Below are 15,589 nucleotides of genomic sequence, written 5' to 3'. Positions count from 1 at the left end.
AGCGGCAAACTGAGCTGACTGGAGAATGGATTGGAACTGGAGCGACAAAGCCTGGCCGTATTGCAGCAGTTCGGACGCACCTACCGCGCGTGGGCCTCGGCGTTCGAAGGGCGCATTGGCCTTCCCATGCCGCGCTGGCGCATTCTGTACGCGTTGTACGGCCACGAGGGCGCGATTGCGCAGAAGCCGCTGGCCGATCGCGTCGGCATGGACCCGGGCGCGCTCACGCGCCAGCTCAAGGCATTGCAGGAGTTGGGCTGGGTCGAGCGCGCGACCAGCGAGCGTGACAATCGCATGACCAACGTCACGTTGTCGGCGGTGGGGCGGCAGATCGTCGAGGAGGCACTGCCACGCCGCGCCGAGTTCCTGCAGGACGTGCTGACGAACGTCACCGAGACCACCATGCACAACCTGTCCAAGGGGTTGGGCGAACTCGAGGCCGGCATCGCCGAAGCGGTGGCCCGCACCCAGGCGCAGCGCGACGCGGCCTGAGGTTTCTCTTCCGTCGATACGACGTCCCGCCCGCGGCCATCAATGACTGAACAGTCGCGCGATGGCGTCCGGATTCGACGGGAAATACAAATGCACATAGGACGCCGTGAGCGCGCCCGCGCGGTACACCGCTTCGCCGGGTTTGCCGTCGCGCGGTGACACCGCACGCGCGGCCGGAGTCAGCGTGGTATCGGTCTTCGAGTAGTGGAACGTGTGACCGCGCACCGTGCTGCCGTTGCCACTACGGTCGCCACTACCGTCATTGCTACCGTCGTCACGGCTCAGCCATGGCAGCGTGATGGCCTGATGGCCGAGCGCCGCGAGGCGTGACTGCATGCGCACGGTGCCCGGCAGTACGCCTGCCATTGCGTGCGCGTTGCCTTCCTTGTCGATCAGCGTCTCGAACAGCGCCATCATGCCGCCGCACTCGGCCAGCATCGGCATGCCGCTCGTGCGCGCGCGCCGCAAGGCTTCCTGCATCGACGTGTTGGCGGCCAGCGTGGCCGCATGCAGTTCGGGATAGCCACCGGGCAACCACACCGCATCGCAGATCGGCAGCTCGGCATCGCGCAACGGGGAGAACAACACCACGCGCGCGCCGAGCGCCTCGAGCGTGTCCACGTTGGCGGGATAGATAAAGCGGAACGCATCGTCGCAGGCCACCGCGATGGTCTTGCCTTCAAGCCGGCGTGCCGGTACCGCGGGCTCTGGCACATCCTCGAACATCACCGCCGGTGGCAACTGCGCAACCGGCAGCGGTTCGAGCAGGTCGGCCAGACGGTCGAGGCGTGCCATCAGATCGGGCAGCTCGTTGGCGCTGTAAAGCCCCAGATGCCGCTCCGGCAGCGCCACCGCCGGATCGCGCGCGAGCGCGCCGGCCCATTGCCCCGGCTCGCGCAGGCTCGTGCGCAGCATGTCCGCATGGCGCGCGGACCCGACGCCGTTGGCCAGCACGCGCATATCGGCGAACGGCTCACCATAGTGCGCAAGGCCGTAGGCGATCGCGCCAAAGGTCTGCGCCATGGCGCTGGCCTGGATCACCGTGAGCACGGGCAGGCCGAAGCGCCGCGCGATATCGGCGCTGCTCGGGTCACCGTCATGCAGTCCCATCACCCCTTCGACGAGGATGACGTCGGCACTGCGCGCGGCCTGGGCCAGGCGCATCCGTGCATCCTCGGGCCCTGTCATCCAGAGGTCGAGCGAGTGCACGGGCGCGCCGCTGGCGGCGGCCAGCCACGTGGGATCGAGGAAATCGGGGCCGGACTTGAAGACCCGCACCGAGCGGCCCTGCCGCGCGTGCAGGCGCGCGAGCGCGGCGGTGACCGTGGTCTTGCCCTGGCCCGATGCCGATGCGGTGATCATCATCGCGGGCACGGCCCGGCGCGGGGCATGGCTGCCTGCGCGGGCAGTGTCGCTGTCGTGGGGCACGGGCGGGGTGGGGGAGTGGGTGGGTTGTACGGACATGTCTTCAGGCGCGGCGCACGATGATGCTTAGGGTACCGAGTGTGCGCGGGGGCACCACCATGCGAGCGCCCGATTATATCGGCTCCGCCAGTTACGCATGGCCTCGCCCGTCATCCCTGTCGTCTCTATCGTCCCTGTCGTGGTGCGCGTCGATGCCGCCATCATTGGCCGCGCGGCAGCACCATGCCCTGCAGTGCCGCGCATTCGAACAATTCGCGATCGTTGCTCACGCCGAGTTTGCTCATGGCGCTGTTCTTCTGTCGGCTGATGGTCTTGACGCTGCGGCACAACGTCGCGGCGATCTCGGTCACCGTACGGCCGGTCAGGTACAGGCGCAGGACTTCCATCTCGCGCGTCGACAGTGGCTGCGCGCCCATGCGCCCATAGGGCAGCATGGTGCGCAGATCGGTCGGTGCCAGGGCGCGCAGGGCCGACTTGCCGATATAGGTGAAACCGCGCTGCGCGCGCGCGATGGCCACCACCACCTCGGCCAATGGACAGTCCTTGAGCAGCAGACCATGGACGCGCGCATCGAGGATCGCGCGCAGCACGAGCGGGTTGGTGATCATCGTCAGCACGACCACGGCGACCGCCGGATGCCGGCGTCGCAAGGTGAGGAGCAGGCGGGCGCCATCGAGCGCGGCCACGCCCGGCATGTGATAGTCGGTGACGATGACGTCGGGCGAGAGCAGGTCCACCTCGTGCAACAGATCGGTGGCGCTGTTGACTTCGCCGCAGACCTCCCAGCCAGTCTGCGTCTGCAGCCTGGCGCCGATTGCCGCCGTGATGACGGGATGATCGTCGGCCAGCAAAATCCTCAATGTCCTCAATGACATCCGGTGACTCCTATCTTCCGGCGCGACGATGCCCACATCAAAAAAAGCGCGCCGCACGGCAGAGCCCGTGCGGCGCCAACGACGCAGCAACTGCGCGACATGCACGTGCTCGGACCAGGTGGGAGACGATACGGAGCACGGCAATGCCCGGCGAGCATACTTGCGGGCGGTTGTCGTGGGAGTGAGACGATTCGCAAAACGCATGCCAATTTGCGGCATTACGTCATGTCGAATGAGACAAAGCGGGAGAGATTTCAGGAAGGGGAAGGGCGGGCCATCCCCCGGGAGCTAGGCGGCAACGGGCTGAGCGCCCTCCTGATGGTGGCTGCGTTCGTCGATGGCCTTGAGCGGGTCGCGCAGCACCGCCGCGCCAACTTCCATGACATCGCGTAGCACGCCGCTGTCGGGCATCCGCTCTGGCATCCAGAAATGCAGCGCGGCCCAGCCTGGGAAATTTGCTGGCGGTGCCAGCAGACGCGTTTTGCGATGGCGCGTGACGAGCGGCACGTTGAAATCCAGCACAGGACAGATACCACCGGTCGCATGCAGCAGCGTGATCTGCGTATGCCATGACGGCACCACGGTCTCACGATGGCCGGGCGAGTTCGCCTGGCGCGCGAGGAACGTGTGCAATGGACTGCTGGCTTCGCAATCTTCCTGCAGGAGGATCCAGTCGGTCTCCGCGTCCTCGTGGCCATCGGCGCGCGCGGCGCCGACCAGGCGGCGTGGTGTGGCCAGCAGGCTGTGCAGGATCACGCGATCGGGCAACTGCGCGCCGTCAACGACGAACGCGCAGTCGAGCTCGCCCGTGTGTAACCGGCTCGCAAGCATGGCGTCCGCAATGACGGGGCGCGTAATAAAGCTGTCGCGCGGAAACCGCTCGCACAACGTGGTCAGGATCTCGGTGATAACGGGATCGCCGATCGATGACGAGAACCCGATCGAGATGCGGCGCCCTGGCTGGCGACGCGCGCCATTGGCGCGTTGCGGCCGGACGAGCTGATTCCACCGCGTCAGAATCTGTCGTGCCGTTTGTTCAAGCCTCAAGGCATGGGGCGTGGGCTCGAGTCTGCCATTGCGTTTGATGAACAGCGGATCGCCGGTGATTTCGCGCAGCCGCGCGAGACCATACGCGACCGTGGGCACGCGGCCTTGCGTGCACGCGGCCACGGCACTGAGGTCGCGGTACTCCATCAGGAGCACGAAGACGTGCAAAAGCTTGATGCTGACGTGCCGCATGCTGAATTCTCCCTGTCCATGGTCGTAACTGTCTTCTTGTTATGGGGTGGGGCGATATGCAATGCGCGCGCTGCTCGCTGATGAGGCTCTCACGGCAAGCGTCGGATCGTGTTTCGGCGGCGCAAAACACGGACATGCGAGGCTTTTTCTAAATTTAGTTGTCCGAGCCATCTTAATACATGAATTTCAAACTTTCTAGGAAACGGGGCTTGGTGGCGACCAATTATCACAATCCGGTGTCTGCCTCCGTAATGCGATGCGAGTAGTTGAGCTCCCCGCAAAGCTAGTGTGGAGGCGGCTCTCCGAGCAGGCATCAAATTTCAACGTGAACCAAGAGGCATTTACTAGTTCACTAGACACCAGAGATCGGTTCTGCGCCGGCAGAAGCTGGTAATTGATTTTTTCCAATTTGGAACAACGAAATTAAAAAGTTCTAATTCACTGCGAATCGGCCCCCTCCGCCACCAGGGTGGGCATGGCCGTCGACGATCAAATTGCTTAACTCGCGGCGCGAAGACACTGAATTGCTTTCGGTGCGCGCGGTGGATTAACGTACGGCAAGGGTTGGACGCCGGCCCTTGGATCCATGTTGCGGCGAGCGGAGGCGGAGCGTGAACAGACGGTATTCCGAGGAACAGATCCGCAGATATCTTGCCGAGGCTGCCAACGGTGTGCCGGTACGGGAGCTATGCGCGCGCTACGGGTTCAGCGATGCTTCGTTCTACGGATGGCGTGCGCGTTATGGCGCGCCCGATGTCTCCGGCGGGACGTCGAGCTCGGAGCGCCGCAGGTTGCGCGAGCTCGAGGAAGAAAACGCACGACTCAGAAACCTGTTGGCCGATGCGTTGCTCAGGCTCGAATTGCTGCGCCACCGCACGCCTCGCCAGCGCAGCGGCAGACATCATGATGAACGCGACGAGATCAGCGAGAGTGGCGACTAGCACGACGACAGCGCGGTGGCACCTGGCGTGCGTGGTGGGGCTGGCCCTGGTCGCATGCGTGGTGAACGATAGCGTGCTGGCACAAGGTCAGCCGCCATCGGCACCACCGGTCTATGGTGGTGGGCGTGGCAATTCACCGGGTGGGCTGCCGGACATTCCACCGCCGCCGCGCATGCTCGATCAAGGCACGGCGAACGCCGAGGGCGAAGGCAAGCCAGTGACGTCGCAACGCCAATACTGCCTAGGGCTGCGCGACAAGATCAACACGCTTGCCGCGCCCGAGCGCCAACGCGTGGAAGACGTCTATCGGCGGGAGTGTGCGCAGCAGGGCCGATGAAGTCCGCGCCGGCCACCTTGGAGATCGACGATGTCACCACGCTTGATGCGTATCGTGTTGCCGCTGCTCATGCTGTTGGCGATGCCGATGTTGCCCGCCCCTGCCCATGCCCAGGCGAAGCTTGGCAATGCCCAGCTCGATCAGTTGCTGGCCCCCATCGCGCTGTATCCCGATGCGCTGCTGTCGCAGGTGCTGATGGCCTCGACCTATCCGGCCGACGTGGCCGCAGCCGCGCAGTGGTCGAAGTCCAACGCGTCGTTGTCCGGCGATGCGGCCACCAAAGCGGTGCAGGCTGAAACGTGGGACCCGAGCGTGCAGTCGCTGGTTGCGTTTCCTTCGGTGATCGACATGATGGGCCGGCAGCCGCAATGGGTGCAATCGGTTGGCGACGCATTCCTCGCGCAACCGGATGACGTGATGAACGGTGTACAGCGCCTGCGCGCGCAGGCGCAGAAGGCGGGCTCGCTGAAGACCACGCCGGAGCAGAAGGTCACCACGCAGCAAAGCGGCGGCACGACCATCGTGCAGATCGAGCCGGCCAATCCGCAGGTGGTCTACGTGCCCACCTACAACCCCACGGTGGTGTACGGGGCGTGGGCGTATCCCGCCTATCCGCCGGCCTACTATCCGCCGCCACCGGGTTCGGTGTTCGCGACGTCGCTGGTGGCCGGCATTGGCTTCGGGCTCGGCGTTGCCGCCGTCAACTCGCTATGGGGCGGTTGCGACTGGAACCATCACGACGTCAACATCAACGTGAACCGCTACAACAACATCAATGTGAATCGTCAGCTCGACGTCAATCGCGGGAACGTGAACTGGCAGCACAACCCCGCGGCGCGTGGCAGCGTGCCGTACAACAATCCGGGCGTGGCCAATCGCTACGACGCGCAGCGGCAGCAGGCGCTGGCCAATCGGCAGCAGGGGACGCCGGGCGGGCAACGCCTGGGGCAAGGCGGCGCGGGTCAGCAAGGCGGGCAGCAACTGGGCCAGGGCGGGGCGGGGCAACAGCGGCTTGGTCAGGACGGCGCTGGGCAGCAGCGGCCTGGGCAGGGTGGCGCGGGACAGCAGCGGCTTGGCGCACAGGGTGGCGGCGTGCAGGCGCAGCCCGGCGGGGCTGGTGGGGATCGCAATGCCGCGCGCGATCGCGCGGCGCAGTCGTTCCAGGGCCATACCGGGCAATCGATTGCCGGTCACGGTGGTGCCACCGGTAGCAACCCGCGGCCCGCCGGTGCGGAGCGGCAGCGTGCGGATGCGACCGAGGCGCGCAATCGCGCGCACACCGCCAATCGCGACAGCGCGCTGCGCGATGCAGGCAACGGTCAGCGGCTGCAACAGCAGGGCTCGCGCATGGGCCAGCAGCAGGGCGGGTTGCAACGCACGGGTGGCAATGCGGGCGGCGGGGGAGGCTTCAGCGCGCCGCATGGTGGCCAACGCGACTTCGGTGGTGGCGGTGGCGGTCATGTCGGTCACGGACGGAGATGAGCATGATCGGGACCAGGGGCAGGACCAGGACCAGAATCCGCTTCGCGCGCGCACGGGCAACGGTGGTGAGGAGCATGGCGACGTTGCTGTGGGCGGCGGCGGTGTTCGTGGGCGTGTCGGCGGCGCCATCGTCGGCGCTTGCGCAGCGGGTCTACAACAGCGCGGAGGCCGCATCGGACGCGCTTGGCGATGCCATCGCGCGCAGCGACCACGACGCGTTGCGACAGGTGCTTGGCGAACGCTACCGCATGCTCTTGCCCCCGGAGGGCATCACGCAGGACGATATTTACGACTTCCTCGGCGCCTGGGCCGCGCACCATGCCGTCGAGCCGGCGTCCGACAATGTGAAGCGCATCGCCGTCGGCGACAGCGGCTGGACCTTTCCGGCGCCGATCGTCAAACGCGCGGGCGGCTGGCAATTCGACGTCAACGCGGGCCATCAGGAAGTGCGCAGGCGGCGGATCGCGCGCAATGAACTGGTGGCGATGGATTCGCTTCTGCAGCTCGCGGACGCCCAGCAACGCTACGCGCAGCAGGTTGGCAACGGGCAGTTCGCCAAGCGGCTCGTCAGCTCGCACGGCCGCACCGACGGGCTGTACTGGCCCTCCGACACGGAGGCCGATGCCAGCCCGATTGGTACCGACGCGTTGGCGATGGGACCCGACGTACCGCCGGAGGATGCCTATTACGGCTATCGTTTCCGCGTGCTGTCGCCCGGAACAGGCGCCAACGGCACACGCTTCGCCTTTATCGCCTGGCCGGCGCGGTACGGCGAAAGTGGCGTCCACACCTTTTTGATCGACGGCGAGCGAAATTTTTACGAACGCGATCTGGGTGCATCGACGGCGAGCCGTGCGGCCGGCTTGCGCACTTTTTCGACCGACGGATGGCGGCGCGTGGCCGACAAATAGCGTTGGCGCCGCATTTCCTTATGATGAAAAGGCCCGCGAGTGACGTCGCGGGCCTTTTTAATGTTGCAAGATGAATACATTGCCGCACTGGGGTGAGCCATGCGCCGCCAGCGCTTGTGTTATGCTGCATCGCACAAATATAGGAGGGGATCCGTTCGAAAGGCGAGCAGTAGGAGTCTCACATGGCGAAAAGCCTGACCTCGGACTGGGAAACGCAGTGGCTACAAATCGGCCACGCGCAGCACCAGGCCGCGAAGCAATTGAAAACATGGCTGCGTCGCTTCGATGCGTTCCAGCCCACCCCCCCGCTCCGACCGGTGCCGCCGGTCGGCGAGCATGCGCCCGGATCGTTGCCCGGCGCATGGGAATCTCACCGACTCAGCCTGGAACCGCTGCCGGGTGAACTCGTCCCGCAGCTGTCTTACCGTCTATATGTTCCCTCGCGCGCCTTGACGCGTGAGCATGGTCCGATGCCGGTCGTAGTCATGCTGCATGGCTGCCGGCAGACACCCGAGGCGCTGGCCGAAGGCACGCGCATGAACGCGCTGGCCGAGCGCGAAGGCTTTATGGTGGCGTATCCGCAACAACCGCTGCGGCGCTCGGTGCATCGCTGCTGGCAGTGGTTCGACCTCGGTGCCGAGGAAGGCGGGCGCGAGGCGCAGGCGGTGGCGGCGCTGATCGACGAACTGGCCGCGCGGCCCGATGTGCGGGCCGGCGAGATCTATCTGGCCGGCTTGTCGGCGGGCGCCACGATGGCGGCGCTGGTGGCACTGCGTTACCCGGACAAGGTGGCAGCGGTAGGCCTGCATTCGGGCGTGGTAATCGGTGCGGCGGACTCGCCGCACGCGGGCTTGCGCGCCATGGAGCATGGCTCGGCGACCGATGCGCTGGTATTGCTCGATGCGGCTGGCGTGACGCCGGGTGGCCCCACGATGCCGGCGATTGTCGTGCATGGACTCGATGACAACGCCGTGCACCCGGTCAATGGCCGGCTGCTGGCGCGCCAGTTCCTGGCCTATAACGGCATGGGGGACCGCCTGTCGGTGGCGATGCCGCCCAAGGTGCCGGCCATGGCGGAGGTGGGCGTCGAGGCGGCCAACGAGGGTGCGACGCTGCCGCGCGGCAACTATCGCGAGGCGCGCTTCGGTCGCTCGAACAAGGATCTGGTGAAGCTGGTGGAGGTCGCGGGGCTGGACCACGCGTGGAGCGGCGGCGACGAGCGCGTCGAATATCACAGCAGCACCGGACCGGATGCCAGCGCGATGATGTGGGAGTTTTTCCGCGGACATCGGCGCGGGAAGTAGCATGAAAAAGGGGGAAGAGGCGCAAGCCCCTTCCCCCTTTCACCTTCAGCGCTCTGTAGCGTCCTCAGGCAGCCTTCTTCACGAACAACGCGGTGACGATGCCGATCAGGCAGACAACGATCACGTAGTGCGCGGGCGCCAGCGGGTTGCCCTTGAGCATCAGCGTGACGATCATCGGCGTCAGGCCACCGAAAATCGCATATGACACGTTGTACGAGAACGAGAGGCCCGAGAAGCGCACCTGTGCCGGGAACGCGTTGACCAGCACGTAAGGAATCGCGCCGACGGTGCCGACCATGAAACCGGCCAGCGAATAGAGCGGAATCAGCAGATCCGGATGGGTGCCGACGGTCGTGTACAGCAGGTACGCGGTAGCGGCCAGCAAGATTCCGCCCACAAACAGCGTCCGGCGCGCGCCGAAGCGATCCGCCAGGATGCCGGCGACGACGCAGCCGATCGAGAGCGCCAGCGTGGCGAAGCTGTTGGCGACCAGCGCGGTGCGGCCATCGAAGCCGAACAGCTTCTGCAGGAACGTCGGCGTCATCAGGATCACCACCACGATGCCCGCGGACAGCATCCACGTCAGCAGCATCGAGACGGCCACGGCGCCACGGTGATCGCGCACCACGGACTTCAGCGGCATTTCGGCGGCCAGCGCCTTGCGCTGCTTCAGTTCGGCGAAGACCGGTGTCTCGTGCAGCCACTGACGCAGGTACATCGAGGCAATCCCGAACACACCGCCCAGCAGGAACGGCACCCGCCAGGCCCAGTCGTGCAGCTCGACCGGCGTGAAGATCGAATTCATGCCGGTGGCGACCAGCGAGCCGAGCAGGATGCCGGCGGTCAAGCCAGCGGTCAGCGTGCCGCACGCATACCCGACATGCCGCTTCGGCACGTGTTCCGACACAAAGACCCAGGCACCCGGTACTTCACCACCCACCGCGGCGCCCTGCAGCACGCGCAGCAGCAGCAGCGCGAGCGGCGCGAGCAGGCCGATCGAGTGGTAGGTCGGCAGCAGACCCATGGCCAGCGTCGGAACCGACATCAGCAGAATGGACAGCGTGAACATCTTCTTGCGGCCAAGCAGGTCGCCGAAGTGCGCCATGATGATGCCGCCGAGCGGGCGAGCCAGGTAACCGGCGGCGAAAATGCCGAAGGTCTGGAACTGGCGCAACCAGTCCGGCATCGACGGCGGGAAGAACAACTGGCCGATGACGGTGGCGAAGAAGACAAAGATGATGAAGTCGTAGAACTCGAGCGCACCGCCGAGGGCGGCTAGCGCAAGCGTCTTGTAATCCTGCCCGGTCAGGGGGCGCGCGGCATGATCCGGCGCGCCTACTGTCCCGGCAGTGCTGCTGGAGGTAGACATGAAAAAGCTCGCATTGTGGTGTCACATACGAAGCGCGCTACACGGATGGCGTGGGGCGGAGGGCACGAAGGATGGCGTGCTCGGCCAGGCGCGCGGCGGCGGATATGCCAGCCGGCCTGAAGGGGGGTCGCTTCGCGAAAGGCGTAACGATACCAGAAGCGCCCGTTTTCCCTTTTTGGAATGCCGGAATGTTTTGAAATGGTCCTTTGCCTTGCCATAATCCGTTGCCATAATGCTAAAAAAAGTGAAATCCGGGGCACACCACCCGCCAGCGATTTCCAGGGCACCTTTCCGAGCCAATGCAAGGGGTCATTTTTTCTGGGTAACCATGTCATTCAAGGATTCCATCGGCGCTGCCGCGCGAACGGCCGGAGCCAGGGCCAATGCCACGCCACGACGGCGCCTCGCGTTGCGCGTGCTCCTCGGCATCGTGATCGCGATCGTGCTGTTCGGTCTGGCTGGATATTTCGGCGGGCCGCCGCTGGTGAAGTATCTGGTCGAGAAGCAGGCGACCGAGGCGTTGGGCCGCAAGGTCACGCTGGGCGCCGCGCAGGTGCGGCCGTTCGACCTTGCAGCGACGCTCAATGACCTGACCATCTTCGAGCCCGATGGCACCACGCCAATGGTCACGCTGGGCGAGGTGGATGCGAACGCGTCCGTCGCCTCGCTGTGGCATCTGGCGCCGGTGGTGCACAGCCTGCACGTCGACAAGCTGTCGGTGCACGTGGTGCGCGACGCGCAGGGCCGCATGAATTTCGCCGATGTCGAGGAGCGCTTCGCGGCCGCGCCGCCCAAGCCTGCCGACGCCAAGCCGGCACGGTTCTCGATCAGCAATATCGCGGTGACCAACTCGACGTTCGTGTATGAGGACAAGCCTCGCGACACGATCCAGCGCGTCGAGAATTTCACGCTGACGCTGCCGTTCCTCTCGAACCTGCCGCACGACGCGTCCATCAATACGCGGCCGACGCTGTTCGCGAAGATCAACGGCTCGCCGCTCTCACTCGAGGGCACCTCGCAGCCGTTTGCCGATACGCGCGAGACCAACCTGAACGTGAATCTCGATGCGCTCGAAGTGCCGACCTACATGGCCTTCGCGCCGCGCCTCAAGGACGCGGAGATCAAGAGCGGGCTGATCGATACGCGGCTCGTGGTGGGCTTCCGTCAGGACAAGGACAAGCAGGACCTGTCCGTCTCTGGCACCGTGGTGCTGCGCGATGCCGATATCGTCACGCACGCAGGGGCGCCGATCATCAAGGCGGGCCGGCTGGCCATTGATCTTGACCGCGTCGAGCCGCTGGCCAATCGTGCGAGCATTCGCAGCATCGATCTGGAAGGGCTGGCCCTGCAGGCGATTCGCCGCGCGGATGGTTCGCTGAACCTTGCCACGGCGTTTCTGCCGGAGAACACTCCCGCACCCAAGGCAGTGCCGGTCGCTGCCACCGCGCCAGCCTCTGCGCCTGCGGCCCCCGCTTCGGCTGCGGCAGCACCGCCGCCTGCGCAGGCGGAGCCGTTCAGCTACGCGATTCAGCGCATTACGCTGAAGGACGCGAAGCTTGGCTTCCAGGACGAGCTCGCGCCGTCGGGCCCGGGCAAGCTCGACATCGGCCCGGTCAATGTCGAGATCGCAAATCTTGCCAGCGCTGGCGACAAGCCCGCACAACTCAACGCCAAGGTCACGATTGCCGACGGCCAGACGCTCGACCATACCGGCGAGCTCGCGCTGCGGCAGGGCACGCTTGCCGGCACGCTGAAGACCACGGGTCTGCGCCCGCAGGGGTTTGCCGCCTGGTGGCCGCGCGAGCTGCAGAGCCAGTTCGGCGACACCGGCATCAATGCGGAGCTGCACTACCGCATGGCGTGGACGCAGCCGACGTTCCAGTTCGTGCTGGAGAAGTCCCGGCTCGAACTGTCGCCGGTCTATGTGGCGACGCGCGAGCCGATCGCACTGCCGGCCAGCCCTGCCGCGCAGGCTGACGATACGGCTGCCGCCGGCGACAGGGCGGGTGACCGACCACGCGAGCGGGCCCGCAATGACAGCCGCAATGGCAGCCGCAATGGCGCACGCGCAGGGGCCGCCGGCGAGGCGCGCGACACAGCCGCCGAATCGCAGCGCGAGGTCACGCGCGCGCAGCGCGGCAGTGGCCGCGAGCGCAGGACCGTGGCGCAACGGCGTGCCGCCGACGTCGAAGGCGCGCAGCTGCCGCTGGTGCGCGCGGAGAAGCTTGTGCTCGAGGACATCAACCTCGATCTGGCGAAGCAGACCTTTGACAGCAGCGCACTCTCGCTGGTACAGCCGCAGATCGCGGCCACGCGCGACCATAGCGGGCAGCTGCTCGAAATGGCGCGCATCTGGGCCGTGCAGTCCGAACGTGTGAAGGCCGCGCCGGCACGCGCTGCCGCTGCGCCGCCGCAGGGCAGCGCCACGGCCAATGGCGCCAACAAGACCAATGGCGGCGCCAACGCCAATGCCACTCCCCCGGGATGGAAGGTGCGCATCGGCAAGGTCAACGTCGACGGCGGTGCCGCGCGGCTGGCGGACTACGAGCCCGCCGAGGCCAATCGTGGCCGGCCTGTGATTCACCAGTACCGCAATATCGGCTTCTCGAGCGGCACGGTGACGTGGCCGCTGACCAACGCGGCGCTTCCCGTGACGCTGCATGCGGAGTCCGGCCGCCGTGGCGTGATCGGCCTCGAAGGCAACCTGATGCCCACCACGCCAGGCGCGCAGATGCAGCTCGACGTGCGTGAGATCGACCTCGCGCCGCTGCAGCCATATTTAGCTGACCGCTTCAATGCGGCCCTGCGCGGCGGCACCATGACCGTCAAGGGCAAGCTGGACGTCAACGCGCCCGCGGGCAAGCCGATCGCCGCGCATTTCGCCGGCAACGCGCTGGCGGGCAACGTGCGCACGGTCGATCGCATCAGTGGCGACGACTTCCTGCGCTGGCGCTCGCTCGCGGTGACCGGTATCGACTTCGCCATGGACGAGGCGCGCGGCCCGATGCGCGTGGGCGTCAACAACATCGCGCTGTCGGACTTCTATGCGCGCGTGATCCTGAATGCGAACGGACGGCTGAACCTGCAGGACGTAATGGCTGGTGGCAGCGAACGCGGCCAGCCGGCGCCGTCCACCAGCCTGACGCAGGCGAATGCCGCGTCGGCACCAGCAGCATCGGCACCTGCGGCGGCACCCTCAGCCACGGCCACCAAGGAAGCCAAGGCCGCGGGCCCCGCACCGCAGATCCGGCTCGGCGGCGTGTCGATCAACAAGGGCAACATCAATTTCTCGGACTTCTTCGTCAAACCGAACTACACGGCCAACCTGACCGACATGAAGGGCTCGATCTCCAAGGTGTCGTCGTCGGACCCGACACCCGCGGACCTCGTGCTCAATGGCCGGCTCGACGACGACGCGCCGGTGAGCATCAGCGGCAAGCTCAATCCGCTCGGCGAGCAGCTGTTCCTCGATATCGCGGCGAAGGCCGCGGGCGTGGAGCTCACGCGTCTGACGCCGTACGCGACCAAGTACGCGGGGTATCCAATCACCAAGGGCAAGCTCACGGTGGACGTCGCGTACAAGATCGAGAACGGCAAGCTCGATGCGCGCAATCACCTCTACCTCGATCAGCTCACGTTCGGCGAGCGCGTCGACAGTCCCGATGCGACCAAGCTGCCCGTGCTGCTGGCGGTGTCGCTGCTCAAGGACCGCAATGGCGTGATCGACGTGAACCTGCCGGTGTCGGGCTCGCTGTCCGATCCCGAGTTCAGCATCGGCGGCGTGATCGTGCGCGTGATCGTCAACCTGCTGACCAAGGCGATTACCTCGCCGTTCTCGCTGATCGCCTCCGCATTCGGCGGCAGTGGCGAGGAGCTTGGCTATATCGAGTTCGCGCCCGGCAGCGCCACGTTGTCGAAGGACGCGCAGGAGAAGATCGCCACGGTGGCCAAGGCGCTCAACGACCGTCCGTCGTTGCGGCTCGAGATCAGTGGCCGTATCGATCCCGCCACCGATGCCGATGGCGCGCGCCGCGTATGGCTGGACCAGCGGGTGGCCGAGCAGAAAGAGCGCGAGCTGCGCCGCAGCGCGCGCTCGGGTGGCCAGGCCGCGGAGGACGAGGGCGGTGAGCAGGGCGCGAAGGTCACGGTGTCGCCGCAGGAATATCCGAAGTATCTGGAAGCGGTGTACAAGCGCGAGTCGTTCAAGAAGCCGACCAACATGATCGGCCTGACCAAGTCGCTGCCGACGGCGGAGATGGAGAAGCTCCTGCTTGCGAATGCGCCGGTCACCGAGACGGAACTGCGGCAGCTGGCCGAGCAGCGCGCGCTGGCGGTCAAGCAGGCGCTCGAACGCGAGGGCAAGGTGCCCGATGCCAAGCTGTTCCTGACCGCGCCGAAACTTAACGCGGAAGGCATCAAGGACAAGGGCGGCCCGAACCGCGTGGACTTCTCGATCCGCCAGTAGGCGGCAGGGGCCTGTCAGGTACCTCCAGACGCAAAAAACGGGCCGCGGCCAAGGCGCGGTATCATGCGGCCCGTTCCATCGAATTCATTTACGGAGAGACGTTTTGCAGCAGGAAGCCGTCGCTTACAAGACTTGGGTATGTGTGATTTGCGGTTGGGTGTATGACGAAGAGCAGGGATGGCCTGACGATGGCATCGCCCCGGGCACCCGGTGGGAAGATATTCCCGTCGACTGGCGTTGCCCCGAATGCGACGTCGGCAAGGAAGATTTCGCGATGATCGAGTTCTGATTCGATCGCAATCCGCGATCAATCCGCGATCAATCTCGGGCAATCAGCCGTTTCAAACGCCGGAGTCCAACGGACAAGGCGTTCACCGCTCTCCGATGCCACGCATACGGAGAGTGCGGTGGTCTTTCGGCCTGCCGCTATATCAGCAGCGGTAGCGCTTCCAGAACCAGAATACCCATGACCAGGCCAATGATCACGCCGGCACACCGGCAGCTGATCCTCAACGCCTTGGCGGCGACGGGTACCGCGCCCATCGCCAGCAATCCGACAAGTGCCATCGGAGCCAGAAATACAAGATCGTGCGCCTGAAGATGGAACATGGCGGTCTCCTGTCTTGTGTCTTTGTGCTTCCAGTATAGGCCGTGTGTGGCGAATACAAGGCAGTTGGTCTCAGGGTTGTCCCTATCTTTTTGCTCGCAGGTGGCGTGCCCGATTCATGCGCGTTCCATGGCGCGGAATC

At 65.7% G+C, this 15,589-nt stretch carries 13 protein-coding genes; 8 read left to right on the top strand and 5 right to left on the bottom strand.

From position 1 onward, the window contains the following. Positions 1–30: 30 nt before the first annotated feature. Positions 31–492, top strand: coding sequence for a MarR family winged helix-turn-helix transcriptional regulator (locus LDO41_RS14625; protein ID WP_223989318.1), 462 nt, complete (start codon positions 31–33; stop codon positions 490–492). A gap of 39 nt (positions 493–531) precedes the next feature. Here the strand turns inward: LDO41_RS14625 and LDO41_RS14620 are convergent, their stop codons facing one another. The 3 genes from LDO41_RS14620 to LDO41_RS14610 form a co-directional block, all read right to left on the bottom strand. Then, positions 532–1,857: a cobyrinate a,c-diamide synthase gene (locus tag LDO41_RS14620; protein ID WP_223989630.1), complete on the bottom strand. Its 1,326-nt coding sequence runs from the start codon at positions 1,855–1,857 to the stop codon at positions 532–534. A 260-nt stretch (positions 1,858–2,117) separates the two neighbouring features. Further along, positions 2,118–2,792 (bottom strand): response regulator transcription factor, encoded by a 675-nt coding sequence (locus LDO41_RS14615; RefSeq protein ID WP_223989316.1) that lies wholly within the window; start codon positions 2,790–2,792, stop codon positions 2,118–2,120. A 288-nt stretch (positions 2,793–3,080) separates the two neighbouring features. Continuing rightward, entirely contained in the window at positions 3,081–4,031 is a 951-nt protein-coding gene (locus LDO41_RS14610) for a LysR family transcriptional regulator (protein ID WP_223989313.1), read from the bottom strand. A gap of 611 nt (positions 4,032–4,642) precedes the next feature. On the opposite strand from LDO41_RS14610, the gene LDO41_RS14605 reads away from it, so the two are divergent. From LDO41_RS14605 to LDO41_RS14585, 5 genes are all read left to right on the top strand, one after another. After that, positions 4,643–4,972, top strand: coding sequence for a transposase (locus tag LDO41_RS14605; RefSeq protein ID WP_223989311.1), 330 nt, complete (start codon positions 4,643–4,645; stop codon positions 4,970–4,972). After that, positions 4,962–5,309, top strand: coding sequence for a hypothetical protein (locus LDO41_RS14600; protein WP_223989309.1), 348 nt, complete (start codon positions 4,962–4,964; stop codon positions 5,307–5,309). Before LDO41_RS14605 ends, LDO41_RS14600 begins: the two co-directional genes overlap by 11 nt. A 69-nt stretch (positions 5,310–5,378) precedes the next feature. Continuing rightward, positions 5,379–6,791 (top strand): DUF3300 domain-containing protein, encoded by a 1,413-nt coding sequence (locus tag LDO41_RS14595; RefSeq protein ID WP_223989628.1) that lies wholly within the window; start codon positions 5,379–5,381, stop codon positions 6,789–6,791. A gap of 74 nt (positions 6,792–6,865) precedes the next feature. Then, positions 6,866–7,702, top strand: coding sequence for a DUF2950 family protein (locus tag LDO41_RS14590; protein WP_223989307.1), 837 nt, complete (start codon positions 6,866–6,868; stop codon positions 7,700–7,702). Between the two features lie 182 nt (positions 7,703–7,884). Then, a complete protein-coding gene (locus LDO41_RS14585; protein ID WP_223989305.1) occupies positions 7,885–9,006 on the top strand; it encodes an extracellular catalytic domain type 1 short-chain-length polyhydroxyalkanoate depolymerase in 1,122 nt (373 codons plus the stop codon). Positions 9,007–9,070: 64 nt separating this feature from the next. Here LDO41_RS14585 and LDO41_RS14580 read toward each other — a convergent pair whose 3' ends face one another. Further along, positions 9,071–10,375, bottom strand: a complete 1,305-nt coding sequence (locus LDO41_RS14580) for an MFS transporter (protein WP_223989303.1) — start codon at positions 10,373–10,375, stop codon at positions 9,071–9,073. A gap of 328 nt (positions 10,376–10,703) precedes the next feature. On the opposite strand from LDO41_RS14580, the gene LDO41_RS14575 reads away from it, so the two are divergent. Together LDO41_RS14575 and LDO41_RS14570 are read left to right on the top strand one after the other, a co-directional pair. Then, a complete protein-coding gene (locus LDO41_RS14575) occupies positions 10,704–14,840 on the top strand; it encodes a DUF748 domain-containing protein (protein WP_223989301.1) in 4,137 nt (1,378 codons plus the stop codon). 103 nt (positions 14,841–14,943) lie between these two features. Next, a complete protein-coding gene (locus LDO41_RS14570) occupies positions 14,944–15,129 on the top strand; it encodes a rubredoxin (RefSeq protein WP_223989299.1) in 186 nt (61 codons plus the stop codon). A 137-nt stretch (positions 15,130–15,266) separates the two neighbouring features. Here LDO41_RS14570 and LDO41_RS14565 read toward each other — a convergent pair whose 3' ends face one another. Next, positions 15,267–15,449: a hypothetical protein gene (locus LDO41_RS14565; RefSeq protein ID WP_223989297.1), complete on the bottom strand. Its 183-nt coding sequence runs from the start codon at positions 15,447–15,449 to the stop codon at positions 15,267–15,269. Between the last annotated feature and the right edge of the window lie 140 nt (positions 15,450–15,589).

The organism is Cupriavidus pampae, from assembly GCF_914271485.1.
Lineage (GTDB): Bacteria > Pseudomonadota > Gammaproteobacteria > Burkholderiales > Burkholderiaceae > Cupriavidus > Cupriavidus pampae.
Note: the sequence above shows the minus strand (reverse complement) of the source record. Positions and strands in the feature narration are given on the sequence as shown.

Coding starts and splice junctions, on each gene's coding strand:
- LDO41_RS14595 (WP_223989628.1), top strand. CDS start 5,379: ATGCTGTTGGCGATGCCGATGTTGCCCGCCCCTGCCCATGCCCAGGCG.
- LDO41_RS14575 (WP_223989301.1), top strand. CDS start 10,704: ATGTCATTCAAGGATTCCATCGGCGCTGCCGCGCGAACGGCCGGAGCC.
- LDO41_RS14585 (WP_223989305.1), top strand. CDS start 7,885: ATGGCGAAAAGCCTGACCTCGGACTGGGAAACGCAGTGGCTACAAATC.
- LDO41_RS14590 (WP_223989307.1), top strand. CDS start 6,866: ATGGCGACGTTGCTGTGGGCGGCGGCGGTGTTCGTGGGCGTGTCGGCG.
- LDO41_RS14610 (WP_223989313.1), bottom strand. CDS start 4,031: ATGCGGCACGTCAGCATCAAGCTTTTGCACGTCTTCGTGCTCCTGATG.
- LDO41_RS14620 (WP_223989630.1), bottom strand. CDS start 1,857: ATGATGATCACCGCATCGGCATCGGGCCAGGGCAAGACCACGGTCACC.
- LDO41_RS14615 (WP_223989316.1), bottom strand. CDS start 2,792: ATGTCATTGAGGACATTGAGGATTTTGCTGGCCGACGATCATCCCGTC.
- LDO41_RS14565 (WP_223989297.1), bottom strand. CDS start 15,449: ATGTTCCATCTTCAGGCGCACGATCTTGTATTTCTGGCTCCGATGGCA.
- LDO41_RS14580 (WP_223989303.1), bottom strand. CDS start 10,375: ATGTCTACCTCCAGCAGCACTGCCGGGACAGTAGGCGCGCCGGATCAT.